Origin of the sequence: Prauserella isguenensis, from assembly GCF_014191605.1 — a bacterium.
In the GTDB taxonomy this organism is placed as follows: domain Bacteria; phylum Actinomycetota; class Actinomycetes; order Mycobacteriales; family Pseudonocardiaceae; genus Prauserella; species Prauserella isguenensis.
On sequence record NZ_JACHWU010000001.1, the window covers coordinates 882,689 to 897,681 of the forward strand.

Sequence of the window (14,993 nt, forward strand, 5' to 3'; positions counted from 1 at the left end):
GGGCTCGTGTTGCGTTTTCCCGGGACGGTGTCGCACCCGGCCGGGCCGCTGGTGTGTTCGTGTGCCCTGTGTATCCGGGTCGCTCGTTGGCCGGGGACGCGGCGGCCGGCTGCACCCCCGGCGCGGCAACCGCGGTCCACGGAAGTGGTCGGCGGGTCGGACGGCGGCGGAACAGTACCCGGAATCGGCAACACGCTCCCCGGGAAGCGCAACACGGCCCCCGGAGAGCGCAACACGAGCCCCGGGAAGCGCGACACGCTCCCCGGAGAGCGCAACACGGCCCCCGGGGAGCGCAACACGGCGTCAGCCCTTGTTCTCGTGGAGGCCCGTCAAGGTTGCGCGGCCCAGCGTGTGGCCGAACATGTTGAACTGCAGGAACGCGGGGCGGGCTTCGTCGGGGATGTCGAGCGACTCGACGTCCAACGCATGCACCACGAAGATGTAGCGGTGCGGGCCGTGCCCGGGAGGCGGCGCGGCGCCGAGGTACTGGCGGACACCGCCGTCGGTGGTGAGCATCTTCGCGCCGTCGGGCAGGTTCGCGCCGTTGGGGTCGCCAGCGCCGGTGGGCAGCTCCGTGACCGAGGCGGGGATGTTGAACACCGCCCAATGCCAGAACCCGCTGACGGTCGGCGCGTCCGGGTCGTAGCAGGTCACGACGAAGCTCTTGGTGCCGTCGGGAAACCCGGACCACGCCAGGTGAGGCGAGGTGTCCTCGCCACCCGCGCCGAACAGGCCGGACAGCTGCGGGGTGGGCAGCGCCTGGCCGTCGGCCATGTCGTCACTGCGCACGTCGAAGCTCGGCACCTGCGGCAGGAAGTCGTAGGGATTGAAGTTGAACGGCGCGTCGGCCATCTCACGCTCCTCGTGGTCGGGTGGCACTGAGTCGGCTGGAGACAGAGCCTCCAAGGGCACTTCGGTGGCGCTGAGTGCGACCACGGTGCCCCTGGGGGAACGTCGGCGGGCGCGCATCGCTGCGGCCCGGCCCCAGCGTAGGCAGCCGGGCACGGCGCGTCAGCTCGGCCCGGGCGGCGTGGCCCCGACGGGTGGACGCCCCGGCGGCCGGCTACTCGGGGTGTCGGATCGGGGAAAACCAGGGGGTTCCCCGATACCCCCGTGGACTGGTCAGGCCTAGCGTCGGCGTGGCAGGCGGGAGCGGAGGGAGCGACGTGGCGCGCAGGTCGGTGCTGGCGGTCGGTGGTGCGGTGTTCGTGGTGGCGGGCATCGGCGTCGGCACGGGGTGGCTGTGGCCGACGTCGGAGGAACGGACCGACACCGTGGACGCCGACGTCGAACGGATCCGGCTCGACCTCGGCTCAGGCGACATCGACATCCGTGTGGACGAGAACGCGCAGCGCACGACCGTGCGACAGTCGGTGCAGCGGCTGCTGGTGGAGCCCGGCGAGACGTACGAGGTCGACGGTTCGACGCTGGAGCTGGGTGACTGCGACTGGTTCTGCTCGGTGAGTTACGAGGTGACGGTGCCGAACCGGGTGGCGGTCGACGGCGAGTTCAACTCGGCCACGCTCGCGGTGGACGGGGTCGGCGACGTACACGTCGAGATGAACAGCGGCGACGTACGTGGCTCGGCCCGCGGCTCGGTCGACGTCGACGGCAACTCCGGTTCCGTCGAGCTGGAGGTGGCGGATCCGCGAAAGGTGACGGCCGATCTCAACAGCGGCGACGTCCGGCTGACGGTGCCCGACGGCGACTACCGGGTTCTTGGCGATTCGAACAGTGGCGACCGCGAGATCGGCGTGACCGTCAGCCCGGACGCCCGCCGGGTGCTCGATCTGTCCACCAACAGCGGCGACGTGGTGGTCGAGCCCCGCTAACGGCTTGCGTCACGGCGGCGCAGGTTCGCGGGCACCCGGAGGTGGACCGGCCGGAGGCGGACGCGCGTCGGCTCGACCTGTCGGCGCGGAGGTGCCGCGGGAACAAACATCGCAGGTCGGACGTTATCCTGACAGGAAGGTTGAGCAGCCGTCACTCAAGTCTGGTTTGACGACACTCGGCCGGTAGCGTTAGAACTTGAGTGAGCCCCACTCAGGTCTCGGTGATCCGCCGAGCCGCCCGGTCCGCCGGGCCGGTGGGGTGTCCACAGGATCAGTAGGAGGGAAGACACATGGCGCGAGCGGTCGGCATCGACCTTGGTACGACGAACTCGGTCGTTTCCGTGCTCGAGGGCGGTGAGCCGACGGTCATCGCCAACTCGGAAGGGGCGCGTACCACCCCGTCCATCGTCGCCTTCGCCAAGAACGGCGAAGTGCTCACGGGTCAGCCCGCCAAGAACCAGGCCGTCACCAACGTCGACAGGACGATCCGGTCGGTCAAGCGGCACATGGGCACCGACTGGAAGACCGAGGTCGACGACAAGGCTTACACCGCCCAGGAGATCAGCGCGCGCGTGCTGATGAAGCTCAAGCGCGACGCCGAGTCCTACCTGGGCGACGAGGTGACCGACGCGGTCATCACCGTCCCGGCGTACTTCGAGGACGCTCAGCGTCAGGCCACGAAGGAGGCCGGCCAGATCGCGGGGCTCAACGTCCTGCGCATCGTCAACGAGCCGACCGCGGCCGCGCTGGCGTACGGCCTCGACAAGGGCGAGAAGGAACAGACCATCCTGGTCTTCGACCTCGGTGGCGGTACGTTCGACGTGTCGCTGCTCGAGATCGGCGAGGGTGTCGTCGAAGTCCGCGCCACCAGCGGTGACAACCACCTCGGTGGTGACGACTGGGACGAGCGCATCGTCGACTGGCTGGTCGACAAGTTCAAGTCGTCCAACGGCATCGACCTGACCAAGGACCGCATGGCGCTCCAGCGCATCAAGGAGGCCGCGGAGAAGGCGAAGATCGAGCTCTCCAGCTCGTCGACCGCCAGCATCAACCTGCCGTACATCACGGTGGACGCGGACAAGAACCCGCTGTTCCTCGACGAGACGCTGTCGCGTGCCGAGTTCCAGCGCATCACCTCCGACCTGCTCGAGCGTGCGCGCAACCCGTTCAACAACGTGGTGCGTGACGCGGGCATCTCGGTCGGCGAGATCGACCACGTCGTGCTCGTCGGTGGTTCCACGCGGATGCCGGCCGTGACGGAGCTGGTCACGGAGCTGACCGGCGGCAAGGAGCCGAACAAGGGCGTCAACCCGGACGAGGTCGTCGCCGTCGGTGCCGGTCTGCAGGCCGGTGTGCTCAAGGGTGAGGTCAAGGACGTCCTGCTGCTGGACGTCACGCCGCTGTCGCTGGGCATCGAGACCAAGGGCGGCGTGTTCACCAAGCTCATCGAGCGCAACACGACGATCCCGACCAAGCGCTCCGAGATCTTCTCGACGGCCGACGACAATCAGCCGTCGGTGCAGATCCAGGTGTTCCAGGGTGAGCGCGAGATCGCCGCACACAACAAGAAGCTCGGCATGTTCGAGCTGACGGGCTTGCCTCCCGCCCCGCGCGGCGTGCCGCAGATCGAGGTCTCCTTCGACATCGACGCCAACGGCATCGTGCACGTCACGGCGAAGGACCTGGGCACCAACAAGGAGCAGTCGATGACCATCACCGGTGGCTCCGCGCTGCCGCAGGAGGACATCGACCAGATGGTCAAGGACGCCGAGGCGCACGCCGAGGACGACCAGCGGCGTCGTGAGGAGGCGGAGACCCGCAACCAGGCGGAGACGCTCTCCTACCAGACCGAGAAGTTCGTGACCGACAACGAGGACAAGTTGCCGGACGAGCTCAAGACGAAGGTCAAGTCGGCCATCGAGGAGACCAACGAGGCGCTGAAGGGCGACGACATCGCCAAGGTCAAGGAGTCCGTCGAGAACCTGAACACGGTCTCGCAGGAGCTGGGCCAGGCGCTGTACGCCAACTCGGGTGCCGAGGGCGCGGCCGGTGCCGATGCCGGTGCCGCGGGCGCCGCGGGTGCCGGTGACGCCGGGTCCGCCAAGGCCGACGACGACGTCGTGGACGCCGAGATCGTCGACGAGGACGACAAGAAGTGACAGAGCGGGACGAGACCGAAGCCCGGGAAGAGCAGGAGCCGGTCGTCGTTCGGGACCGCCGCAAGGTCGACCCGGAGTCGGGCGACCTGCGCGCTCCCGAGGACGGTGAGGCGGTCGAGGTACCGGCGGGCGAACTCGCGGGCACGGAGGTCGGCGGGGCGGCAGGCGAGGCCGGGCAGGCCGCGTCCGGCGCCGAGTCCGAGCTGGCCCAGCAGCTGGAGGAACGCACCGCGGACCTGCAGCGTCTTCAGGCCGAGTACGCCAACTACCGGCGGCGTGCCGACAAGGAACGGGAGCAGCTCGCGGCCTCCGGCAAGGCCTCGCTGGCAGGCGACCTGCTGCCGCTGCTGGACGACGTCGAGCGCGCCGCCCAGCACGGCGACCTGACAGGCCCGTTCAAGTCGGTGGCCGACAAGCTGGTCGAGGCGCTGGAGAAGGCCGGTCTCGAGCCGTTCGGCGCCGAGGGCGACGAGTTCGACCCGAGCGTGCACGAAGCGGTGCAGCACGACACGTCGCCGGACGTGTCCGGCCCGACCGTGACGACCGTGCTGCGGCGCGGTTACCGGTTCGGCGACCGTGTGCTGCGGGAGGCGCTCGTGGCCGTCACCGACCACGAGCCCGGCGAGGCGCCCGCCGACCAGGGCGGGCAGGTAGCTGATGCGGAGAAGCCGATCGACCCGCCGGTCGAAGGTGAACTCCCCATCGACGGCAATGAGCAGCGGAACTGACGACAAGCGGAAAGGAGGAGACGCCCGATGAGCGCTCGGGAGTGGCTCGACAAGGACTTCTACCGTGAGCTGGGCGTCTCCTCCGACGCTTCCACGGACGAGATCAAGAAGGCCTACCGGAAGCTGGCTCGGGAGAATCACCCCGACGCCAACCCCGGCAACGCCGAGGCGGAGAAGAAGTTCAAGGCCGTCTCGGAGGCCTACGGGGTGCTGTCCGATCCCGACAAGCGCAAGGAGTACGACGAGGCTCGCGCACTGTTCGGCTCCGGCCGTACCGGTGGCGGGTTCGGCGGCTTCCCCGGCGGAGGCCCCGGTCCCGGCGGCCCGGGCGGTGCAGGCGGGTTCGACCTCGGCGACATCTTCGGCCAGGGCGGCGGCGGCCAGGCCGGCGGCTTCGGCGGACTGGGCGACATGCTCGGCAACCTGTTCGGCCGCCGAGGCGGCGGTGCGGCCGGCCCGCAACGCGGGCAGCGCGGCAGCGACGTCGAAACCGATGTGCGGATCGACTTCGCCGAGGCGGTGAAGGGTGCGACCCTGCCGCTGCGGCTGTCGAGTCCCGCGACGTGCGGTACGTGCGGCGGCAACGGCGCGCGGCCCGGTACGTCACCGCGGACGTGCCCGACCTGCTCCGGTGCCGGGCTCGTCAACCGCAACCAGGGTGCCTTCGCGTTCTCCGAGCCGTGCCCGGACTGTCGCGGCAGCGGCCAGCAGATCGACGACCCCTGCCCGGAGTGTGCGGGCGACGGCGTCTCCACGCGGACTCGCACGCTCACGGTGCGGATCCCGCCGGGCGTCGACGACGGCCAGAAGATCCGCCTCGCCGGACAGGGCGAACCGGGGAAGGGCGGCGCACCCGCCGGCGACCTGTTCGTGCGCGTGCACGTCAACGCCGACGACGTGTTCGGCCGGTCCGGCAACGATCTGACGATCACGCTCCCCGTGGAGTTCACGGAGCTGGCGCTCGGCACGACGCTGACCGTGCCGACGCTCGATTCGAAGGTGTCGGTGCGCGTGCCCACGGGCACCTCGAACGGGCGCGTGCTGCGGGTGCGTGGCAAGGGGATTGCCAAACGGGATGGCTCGCAGGGCGATCTCCTCGTTACGCTGCAGGTTGTCGTGCCCTCCAAGGTCGACGACGAAGCCAAGGCAGCACTCGAGAAGTACGCCGATGCGGTCGCAAGGCACGATCCGCGACCCGGGATCACTGCGCTGTTGCGCGACAGAGGTGAGTGATGTTCGGTCCAGGTTCGCCGGGTCTGGGGATGCCGCACGGCGCGGACGAGGACACGCCCGTCTTCGTCATCTCCGTCGCGGCCCAGCTTTCGGGGCTGCACGCGCAGACGCTGCGGTCGTACGACCGGATGGGACTCGTCTCGCCCGGCCGTACGACCGGCGGCGGCAGGCGCTACTCCATGCGCGACATCGCCCAGCTGCGTGAGGTGCAGCGGCTGTCGCAGGAGGAGGGCGTCAACCTCGCGGGCATCAAGCGGATCATCGACCTGGAGAACCAGGTCGAGGCGCTGCAGGCCCGCGTGACCGAACTGGCCGAGGAACTGTCGGCGGCTTACGCGGCCGCGGACCAGGCGGCGGCCGCGGTGCACGCTTCGTACCGCAAGGACCTCGTGCCGTTCCGGAAGCAGAACGCGATGGTGGTCTGGAAGCCGGGCAAGCGGAAGCGCTGACGCCCGCACCCCCAACACCGCGTGTCCTGCACCCGGTACCGCGTGTTCTGCATTCGCGGGCTCGTGTTGTGGATTCCCGGGCCGCTCTTTCGTACTGCTCACGCAGCTGGTCGAGTCGATCACCCGAGTGCCGGAGGTAGCCGAACTCGGCACTGTCGGTGCGCCCGTGGAGCTGCCGTCCTGGGCCAACATCACGGTCACCGTCGCGGCGGCGCTGGCCAGTACCGAGCGGGCACTGCGACTGCGCTACAGCCGACTGCTCGACGGTTCGGTCGGCTGACGGTGCGGGCGCCGCACGACGGCACGAGCGCAGCACGCGGACACCGGAATCCGCAACACGGGCCCTGGAATCCGCAACACGACCCCCGGAATCCGCAACACGGGCCCTGTTATTCCTCGATGAACGGGTCGTAGCGGATCTGGTCCAGGGCGGTGCCCGCGACGAGCATGCGGCTGACGGTCGCACGGATCATCGAGGGCGAACCGGAGACGAGCACGTCGTGGTCGGCCCACGCGCCGTACGACGAGACGACGTCGGCGAGGGTGCCGACCTCGAATCCGGACAGACCCTCGTCCCGCTCGACCACCGGGTGGACGGTCAGCCACGGGTTCGTCGCGGACAGCGAGCGCAGCACCTCGAGCGCGTACAAGTCCTCGCGGGCGGCGCCGCCGTAGAAGATCGTCACGTTGGGGTTCTTCCCGTAGCGGCCGAGGTCGTCGAGGATCGACTGCAACGGGGTGATACCCGTGCCGCCCGCGATCATGAGGATGTCCCGACCGGACTCGCGGTCGACGTGAAGTTGCCCCATCGGTGCACCGAAACGCCACACGTCGCCGGGCTGCGTATGGCTGACGATGCCGCGCGAGACCCAACCGCCTTCGATGGCGCGAACGTGGAACTCGATCGAACCGTCGGGCCGCGGAGCGTTGGCGGGTGACAGGTTCCGCCACAGCCGTGGCCGCTGCGGCACCTCGACGCTCAGGTACTGGCCGGGGCGGTAGGGGATGTGGCGGTCGGGCTCGATCCGCACGAGCGCCAGGTCCCAGCTCAACCTGCGATGTTCGGCGACGGTGCCGGTCCATGAAGGGGGGTACTCGTCGGCCTCGGCGGCGTCCTGCATCGAGCGGGCGACGATCGTGAAGGCCTCCGCCCACGCGCGTTCGACGTCGTCGGTCCAGCCGGGGCCGAGCTGTCGTTTCACCGCGGCCAGCAGGGCCGTGCCGATCGCCTCGTAGTGGTGCGACTGCACGCCGAACTTCCGGTGGTCGCGGCCGAGTTGCACCAGGTAGGGCGCGACATCGTCCGGCCGGTCCACCGACTGCAGGATGTTGACGATGGCGCGTACGAGCTTGCCGCTGCGCACGTCCATGTGGATCGGGAAGAAGTCCCGGGCCTCGGGGGCGAGGGTGAACAACATCCCGTAGAAGAACTGGGCGACTTCCGGGGTGTACGGCTCGATCTCGCGCCACGTCTCGCGGACGTGGCGGACCATCGTGGTCACGGCCTCCGGAGCGTTGCTCGAGTCCGCGACCTTCGGAATGGGGTTGAGCGGCTCGGCTGTCATATCGCGGCACCGGGCTCGACATCGCCGCCTGCGCCGGAAACGGGCCGCTTCCCGGCGGTGTGGCGGGGGGACTTGCGGTCGATACGCACTGTGATCGTCAGGGCCTTCCAGAGCTAGGCGCGCGCGGGCGACCCGGCGGCCGGCGCGGTGACGCCGGAGGTGATCGAACCACGGATCGCCCCGGCGAGGGGCCGTGGCGAGTAGCTTCCGGTCAAGCTCACTGTCCAATCCGCCTTTCGGTGCGTACGCACGGGCTCACCCTAAATTCATGTGCAGCTGCACGGTAGGGCGAACAGGCCCGCTCGTCCTGTTGTTGCTCCGGATGGGTGGTGCAGCAGCCTGTTTTGGGGTGTAAGTCACTTTTCCACGGGTGATCGGCCATCCTCGGGTAACGGACAATCCGTCACCTCGCGTGATCTACTACCTCGCCCTTGTGGGTGGTGGTGCCGTGAACATGAAAACGGCCCGGCACCCAGAGTTGGATGCCGGGCCGCTCACGGGCGGAGTGGTGGACGGGAGTCTCAGACCTCCGTCTTCTCCTTCTTCTTGATCTCGCCGCTGTCGATCTTGCCGAGGAAGTCCTTGACCTCCTTCTTGACCACCGGCAGCAGCAGGTACAGGCCGGTGATGTTGAACAGTGCCAGCAGGAACAGCACGGCGTCGGCGAAGTCGATGACCGACTGGAGCGTGAGCACCGCACCCGCAGCCGACATCACGCAGAACAGCACCTGGTAGATGCGGATCGACACCGTCCTGCGGCCGAACAGGTAGCCCCACGCCTTCTCGCCGTAGTAGCCCCACGTGATGAGCGTCGAGATGGCGAACAGCACCACGGCGACCGTCAGGACGTACGGGAACCACGGCATGACCGTCGCGAAGGCGTTCGACGTGACGGTGACACCGTCAGGGGCGTCGGCGCCGTTCTGGTTGACGTCGACGAAGCCCTGGGTCCAGATCGCCGGCTTGGCGATGACGATGGTCAGCGCGGTCATGGTGCAGACGATGACCGTGTCGATGAAGGGTTCGAGGAGGGCGACGAAGCCTTCGGTGGCGGGGTTCTTGGTCTTGACCGCCGAGTGGGCGATCGGGGCGGAACCGAGGCCGGCTTCGTTGGAGAAGGCCGACCGCTGGATACCGACGATCAGTGCGCCGATCATGCCGCCCGCGACGCCCTCACCGGTGAACGCGCCGCTGATGATCTCCCCGATCGCGGCGGGCACCGCGGTGAAGTTGAACAGGATGACCACGAGGCACGCGACGATGTAGAGCACACCCATCGTCGGCACCAGGCGCGACGTGACGTTGGCGATCGACTTGATGCCGCCGATGATCACGACGCCGATGACGATCGCCAGGATGATGCCGAACACCAGGGCGGAGCCGTCGCTGCCGAACAGGCCGTCCTCGCCGCCGGTGACGTCCTTGATCTGGGCGAACGCCTGGTTCGACTGGAACATGTTGCCGCCGATGATCCCGAAGAACAGGATGCCGATGGCGGTCAGCACGGCCAGCACCTTGCCCAGGCCGACGCCGAAGCCGTTCTGGAACCGCTCCGCGATGCCCTTGCTCAGGTAGTACATCGGCCCGCCGGAGACGGTGCCGTCCTCGTGCTCCTCCCGGTACTTCACACCGAGGGTGCACTCGACGAACTTACTGGCCATCGCCAGCAGGCCGGCGCAGATCATCCAGAAGGTCGCGCCTGCGCCGCCGATGGTGACGGCGGCACCGACGCCGGCGATGTTGCCGAGTCCGACGGTTCCGGACAACGCCGAGGCGAGCGCTTGGAAGTGGTTGATCTCGCCGGGCTCGTTCTTGTCCGTGAACTTGCCGCGCACCAGGTCGGTGGCGAGCTTGAACCTACGGACCTGGATGAACCCGAAGTAGATGGTGAAGACGATCGCACCGAGGATCAGCCAGGAAACGATCCACGGGAACGTGACGCCGCCGAGGGTCACCTCGGCGAAGACGAAGTTCGCCAGCCCGTCGGCGATCGGGGTGAAGTTGTCCGCGATCCAGTTCTCGACGCCGGCGAAGATTCCCCCTCCGTCCGCCGCGAGGATGTGGGTGGAGCCCGGCGGATCGGCCGCCGCGGCTGTGCTCTGCAGATACATGGTCAGGTAGTTGACCTGAACGAATGGTTTAGGGCAAGCAAATCAAGCGAACTGTTACGGCGCGTTATCGCAACCGGACGTGTCGGGCGCGCTCCGCTGCGTCACTCGGCGCAGGTGGACGTGCCGAACGGCGGAATCGCCGACATCGGATACCTGATCGAATCTGTTGTGGCGTGGCTCACTTGGATGGGCCGAAAGGGTGTCGCAGATGATCACTGTCGGTACGACCAGCCGACTCGGGCGCCTTGCCGCGGGATCGAACGCCGCCATGAAGAACGCCCTCGGGCGCACCGGGTGTGACCGGTGCACCCGAGGGCGCTCGGGTTGTCGCGGCTGTGGAGGCCCGGTGAACCGAGCCGATCAGCTCTGCGGTTCCTTGTCGGTGCGCTGGATCTCGCCGGACTTGAGCTTGCCGAGGAAGGCCTTGACCTCCTTCTTCACGACCGGCATCAGCAGGTAGAGGCCGATGATGTTGAACAGCGCCAGCGAGAACACGACGGCGTCGGCGAACGACAGCACGCTGCCGAGCGTGAGCACACAGCCCACGACGCCGGTCAGGCAGAACAGCACCTGGTAGATGCGCTCACCGACGCGCGACCTGCCGAACAGGAACGTCCACGCCTTCTGGCCGTAGTAGCCCCACGTGATCATCGTCGACAGCGCGAACAGCACCACGGCGACCGTCAGGACGTACGGGAACCAGGGCAGCACGGTGCCGAACGCCTCGGAAGTGATCGTCACGCCCTGCTCGTTGTCCGGCGCCTCGCCACCCGCGGCCACGGTCGCCTTCGTGTTGAGCCACATCTGCGGGCTGGCGATGACGATGGTCAGCGCGGTCATGGTGCAGACGATGACCGTGTCGATGAAGGGTTCGAGGAGGGCGACGAAGCCTTCGGTGGCGGGGTTCTTGGTCTTGACCGCCGAGTGGGCGATCGGGGCGGAACCGAGGCCGGCTTCGTTGGAGAAGGCCGACCGCTGGAAGCCGACGATCAGTGCGCCGATCATGCCGCCCGCGACACCGTCCCCGGTGAACGCGCCGCTGACGATCTGTCCGATCGCGTCCGGTACGTGACCGATGTTCATGACGATCACGAGCAGGCACGCAGCGATGTAGATGACCGCCATCGCGGGTACGAGCCTGCCGGTGACGGCGCCGACGGACTTGATGCCGCCGATGATCACGACGCCGATGATCAGCGCGAGCACGATGCCGAAGATCAGGGCGGAGCCGTCGCTGCCGAACATGCCGTCGGCACCACCGGTGACGTCGCGGACCTGCTGGAACGTCTGGTTGGCCTGGAACATGCTGCCGCCGGCGATGCCGAAGAACAGGATGCCGATGGCGGTCAGCACGGCCAGCACCTTGCCGAGGCCGACGCCGAACGCGTTGGGGAACCGTTCGGCGAGGCCCTTGCGCAGGTAGTGCATCGGCCCGCCGGAGACGGTGCCGTCCTCGTGTTCCTCGCGGTACTTCACGCCGAGGGTGCATTCGACGAACTTGGTGCACATGCCGAGCAGGCCGGCGAGGATCATCCAGAACGTCGCGCCCGCACCACCGATGGTGACGGCGACACCGACGCCGGCGATGTTGCCGAGTCCGACGGTTCCGGACAACGCCGAGGCCAGTGCTTGGAAGTGGTGGATCTCGCCCGGTTCCGACTTGTCGGTGTACTTGCCGCGCACGATCTGTGTGGCGAGTTTGAACCGGCGGAACTGGATGAAACCGAAGTAGATGGTGAAGATGGCGGCCGCGAGGACCAGCCAGGCCACGATCCAGGGGAACGAGACACCGAACACGCTGATCTCGGCGAACACGAAGGCAGAGAAGCCGTCCGAGATCGGCGTGAAGATGTCGTTGATCCAGGTCTCGATCGAGGAGAGGAATTCGCTCTCGGCGGCCAGGACGTGGGTGTCTCCCGACGTCGGCGGCGAGCTTGTGGAGACTGCGCTCGGTACAGGCATGACGTAAAGGTTGACCCGTACGGTCTGTGTCAAACAAGACTTTGGGCCCGGTTTGTTACGCCGAGTTGCTGCAGCCTGCAGCGTCACTCTGTGGTAATGCGGCAAACCATCCGAACCGGACACCCTCTGTGGCGCGAATGCCACGCTCGGCAATCCAGCCCCGCTGACGCCTCTTCGGTGACGTGTCCGCCCCTGCACGCGCACGGCGTTGTGCCCCGAGAATTGAGCGGAACAGACTCAACTTTTCTGACGTTGAACTACGTGACAGTACTCGAGCTGCGAGGCTGTCGGCGAATACGGACGACAGAGGTGAGGGGATGGACGCTTTCAATCCGACCACGAAGACCCAGCAGGCGATCTCTTCGGCGGCGCAGGCCGCGACCATGGCGGGCAATCCGGAGATCTCCGCTGCGCACCTGCTCGGTGCGTTGCTGTCCCAGTCGGACGGGCTGGCGGGGCCGTTGCTGACGGCGGTGGGGGCCGATCCGCAGACGATCCATTCGGAGCTCGAGCCGATCGTGGCGAAGTTGCCTACGGCGTCGGGTTCCACGGTGTCGTCCCCGAACTTCGACGGTCACGCCGTCAAGTCGCTGACGCATGCTCAGAAGCTGGCGACCGAGCTCGGCGACGAGTACGTCTCGACCGAGCACGTCCTGGTGGGCGTGGCGGCCGAGGGTGGGCCGGTGTCGCAGTTGCTGAGTCGCAACGGCGCGACGGCCGAGGCGCTGCGGGACGCCTTCACGCAGGTCCGCGGCTCGGCGCGGGTCACCAACCCCGACCCGGAGGGCACGTATCAGGCGCTGGAGAAGTACGGCGTCGACCTGACCGAGCGTGCGAAGGCGGGCGAGCTGGACCCGGTCATCGGTCGTGACCCGGAGATCCGTCGGGTGGTGCAGGTGCTGTCGCGCCGGACGAAGAACAACCCGGTGCTGATCGGTGAACCGGGGGTCGGCAAGACGGCGATCGTCGAGGGGCTGGCTCAGCGCATCGTGGCCGGTGACGTGCCGGAGTCACTGCGCGGCAAGCGGGTCGTCTCGCTCGACATGGGCTCGATGGTCGCGGGGTCGAAGTACCGCGGCGAGTTCGAGGAACGACTGAAGGCCGTGCTCAAGGAGATCAAGGACTCCGAGGGGCAGGTCGTGACGTTCATCGACGAGCTGCACACGATCGTCGGTGCGGGAGGCACCGGCGAGGGCGGCAGTGTGGACGCGGGCAACATGATCAAGCCGATGCTCGCGCGGGGTGAACTGCGGATGGTCGGCGCGACGACGCTCGAGGAGTACCGCAAGTACATCGAGTCCGACGCCGCGCTGGAGCGCCGGTTCCAGCAGGTCATGGTCGGCGAACCGTCGGTCGAGGACGCGATCGGCATCCTGCGCGGGCTGAAGGAGCGCTACGAGGTGCACCACGGTGTGCGCATCACCGACTCCGCGCTCGTCGCCGCCGCGACACTGTCCGACCGCTACATCACGGCGCGTTTCCTGCCGGACAAGGCGATCGACCTGGTGGACGAGGCGGCGTCGCGGCTGCGCATGGAGATCGACTCGCGGCCCGTCGAGATCGACGAGGTCGAACGTGCCGTGCGCAGGCTCGAGATCGAGGAGATGGCGCTGTCGAAGGAGAGCGACGCCGCCTCGAAGGAACGTCTCGGTGCACTGCGTGAGGAGCTGGCGGAGAGGCGTGAGCAACTCACCGCCCTCACGGCGCGCTGGCAGAACGAGAAGGGGTCGATCGAACGCGTACGGGAGCTGAAGGAGCAGCTGGAACAGCTCCGCGGCGAGGCCGACCGCGCCGAACGTGACTCCGACCTGGGCAGGGCCGCCGAGCTGCGTTACGGCCGGATTCCGCAGCTGGAGAAGGAGCTCGACCAGGCCACGGAGGCTGCCGAGTCCTCGGAGACCGCCGAGTCCGAACCCGACGTGATGCTCAAGGAGGAGGTCGGCAGCGACGACGTCGCCGACGTCGTCAGCGCGTGGACCGGCATTCCCGCCGGCAGGCTGCTGGAGGGTGAGACCGGCAAGCTGCTGCGCATGGAGGAGGAGCTGACCGAGCGGGTCGTCGGGCAGGCCGACGCGGTGAAGGTCGTCTCCGACGCGGTGCGCCGGGCGCGCGCGGGCGTGGCCGACCCGGACCGGCCGACGGGCTCGTTCCTGTTTCTCGGGCCCACCGGTGTCGGCAAGACCGAGTTGGCGAAGGGCCTGGCCGAGTTCCTGTTCGACGACGAGCGCGCCATGTTGCGCATCGACATGAGCGAGTACTCGGAGAAGCACAGCGTCGCGCGCCTGGTCGGCGCTCCACCCGGGTACGTCGGCTACGACCAGGGCGGCCAGCTCACCGAGACCGTGCGCAGGCGGCCGTACTCGGTGGTGCTGCTCGACGAGGTGGAGAAGGCGCACCCCGACGTGTTCGACGTGCTGCTGCAGGTGCTCGACGACGGCAGGCTCACCGACGGCCAGGGCCGCACCGTCGACTTCCGCAACACGATCCTCGTGCTGACGTCGAATCTCGGCTCGCAGGCGATCGCCGACTCCGCGCTCGACGAGCGGCAGCGGCGGGACGCGGTCATGTCGGTGGTGCAGTCGCACTTCAAGCCGGAGTTCCTCAACCGGCTCGACGACATCGTGGTGTTCCACGCCCTCGGCACCGAGCAGCTCGGTGAGATCGTCGACATCCAGGTCGGGCGGCTCGGCAGGCGGCTCTCGCAGCGCAGGCTGACCCTCGACGTGTCGCCCGCGGCGCGCGAATGGCTGGCCCTGAACGGCTACGACCCGGTGTACGGAGCTCGGCCACTGCGGCGGCTCGTGCAGTCGGCGATCGGCGACCGGCTGGCGAAACAGCTGTTGGCGGGCGACATCAGGGACGGCGACACGGTGCGGGTCGACGCTCCCGAGTTCGAGGCCTCCGAGTCGCTGTCGGTCACCCGGGGTTCGTAACCGGCCGGATGAGTCGGCGTT

The 14,993-nt window shown here is 68.1% G+C and carries 11 protein-coding genes; 7 read left to right on the plus strand and 4 right to left on the minus strand.

Translation table 11 applies throughout. The features are described 5' to 3' along the window. Nucleotides 1-303: 303 nt before the first annotated feature. The gene (locus FHS23_RS04085; RefSeq protein ID WP_183647950.1) at nt 304-852 is read right to left on the minus strand and encodes a YbhB/YbcL family Raf kinase inhibitor-like protein; all 549 of its coding nucleotides are present in this window, start codon (nt 850-852) and stop codon (nt 304-306) included. A gap of 314 nt (nt 853-1,166) precedes the next feature. Here FHS23_RS04085 and FHS23_RS04090 point away from each other — a divergent pair, with 314 nt between their 5' ends. The 6 genes from FHS23_RS04090 to FHS23_RS04115 all read left to right on the plus strand — a co-directional run bounded on the left by FHS23_RS04090 (nt 1,167) and on the right by FHS23_RS04115 (nt 6,681). Continuing rightward, nucleotides 1,167-1,832 (plus strand): DUF4097 family beta strand repeat-containing protein, encoded by a 666-nt coding sequence (locus FHS23_RS04090; protein WP_183647953.1) that lies wholly within the window; start codon nt 1,167-1,169, stop codon nt 1,830-1,832. Between the two features lie 290 nt (nt 1,833-2,122). Then, entirely contained in the window at nt 2,123-3,991 is a 1,869-nt protein-coding gene (dnaK, locus tag FHS23_RS04095; protein ID WP_183647967.1) for a molecular chaperone DnaK, read from the plus strand. Continuing rightward, a complete protein-coding gene (grpE, locus tag FHS23_RS04100; RefSeq protein ID WP_183647970.1) occupies nt 3,988-4,719 on the plus strand; it encodes a nucleotide exchange factor GrpE in 732 nt (243 codons plus the stop codon). Before dnaK ends, grpE begins: the two co-directional genes overlap by 4 nt. A gap of 27 nt (nt 4,720-4,746) precedes the next feature. Then, nucleotides 4,747-5,952, plus strand: coding sequence for a molecular chaperone DnaJ (gene dnaJ, locus FHS23_RS04105; protein WP_183647973.1), 1,206 nt, complete (start codon nt 4,747-4,749; stop codon nt 5,950-5,952). Further along, nucleotides 5,952-6,401: a heat shock protein transcriptional repressor HspR gene (locus FHS23_RS04110; protein WP_183647975.1), complete on the plus strand. Its 450-nt coding sequence runs from the start codon at nt 5,952-5,954 to the stop codon at nt 6,399-6,401. The genes dnaJ and FHS23_RS04110 overlap by 1 nt, the downstream gene beginning before the upstream one ends. Before the next feature lie 127 nt (nt 6,402-6,528). Beyond that, complete coding sequence (locus FHS23_RS04115; RefSeq protein WP_183647978.1) at nt 6,529-6,681, plus strand: hypothetical protein; 153 nt, start codon at nt 6,529-6,531, stop codon at nt 6,679-6,681. Nucleotides 6,682-6,790: 109 nt separating this feature from the next. Here the strand turns inward: FHS23_RS04115 and FHS23_RS04120 are convergent, their stop codons facing one another. From FHS23_RS04120 to FHS23_RS04130, 3 genes are all read right to left on the minus strand, one after another. Continuing rightward, on the minus strand, nt 6,791-7,966 hold the full coding sequence (locus FHS23_RS04120; RefSeq protein WP_183647981.1) for an FAD-binding oxidoreductase: 1,176 nt from the start codon (nt 7,964-7,966) through the stop codon (nt 6,791-6,793). A gap of 521 nt (nt 7,967-8,487) precedes the next feature. After that, nucleotides 8,488-10,077, minus strand: a complete 1,590-nt coding sequence (locus tag FHS23_RS04125; RefSeq protein WP_183647984.1) for an alanine/glycine:cation symporter family protein — start codon at nt 10,075-10,077, stop codon at nt 8,488-8,490. Nucleotides 10,078-10,437: 360 nt separating this feature from the next. Further along, nucleotides 10,438-12,039: an alanine/glycine:cation symporter family protein gene (locus FHS23_RS04130; protein ID WP_183647987.1), complete on the minus strand. Its 1,602-nt coding sequence runs from the start codon at nt 12,037-12,039 to the stop codon at nt 10,438-10,440. Nucleotides 12,040-12,356: 317 nt separating this feature from the next. On the opposite strand from FHS23_RS04130, the gene clpB reads away from it, so the two are divergent. Next, nucleotides 12,357-14,972: an ATP-dependent chaperone ClpB gene (gene clpB, locus FHS23_RS04135; protein ID WP_183647990.1), complete on the plus strand. Its 2,616-nt coding sequence runs from the start codon at nt 12,357-12,359 to the stop codon at nt 14,970-14,972. Nucleotides 14,973-14,993 lie beyond the last annotated feature (21 nt).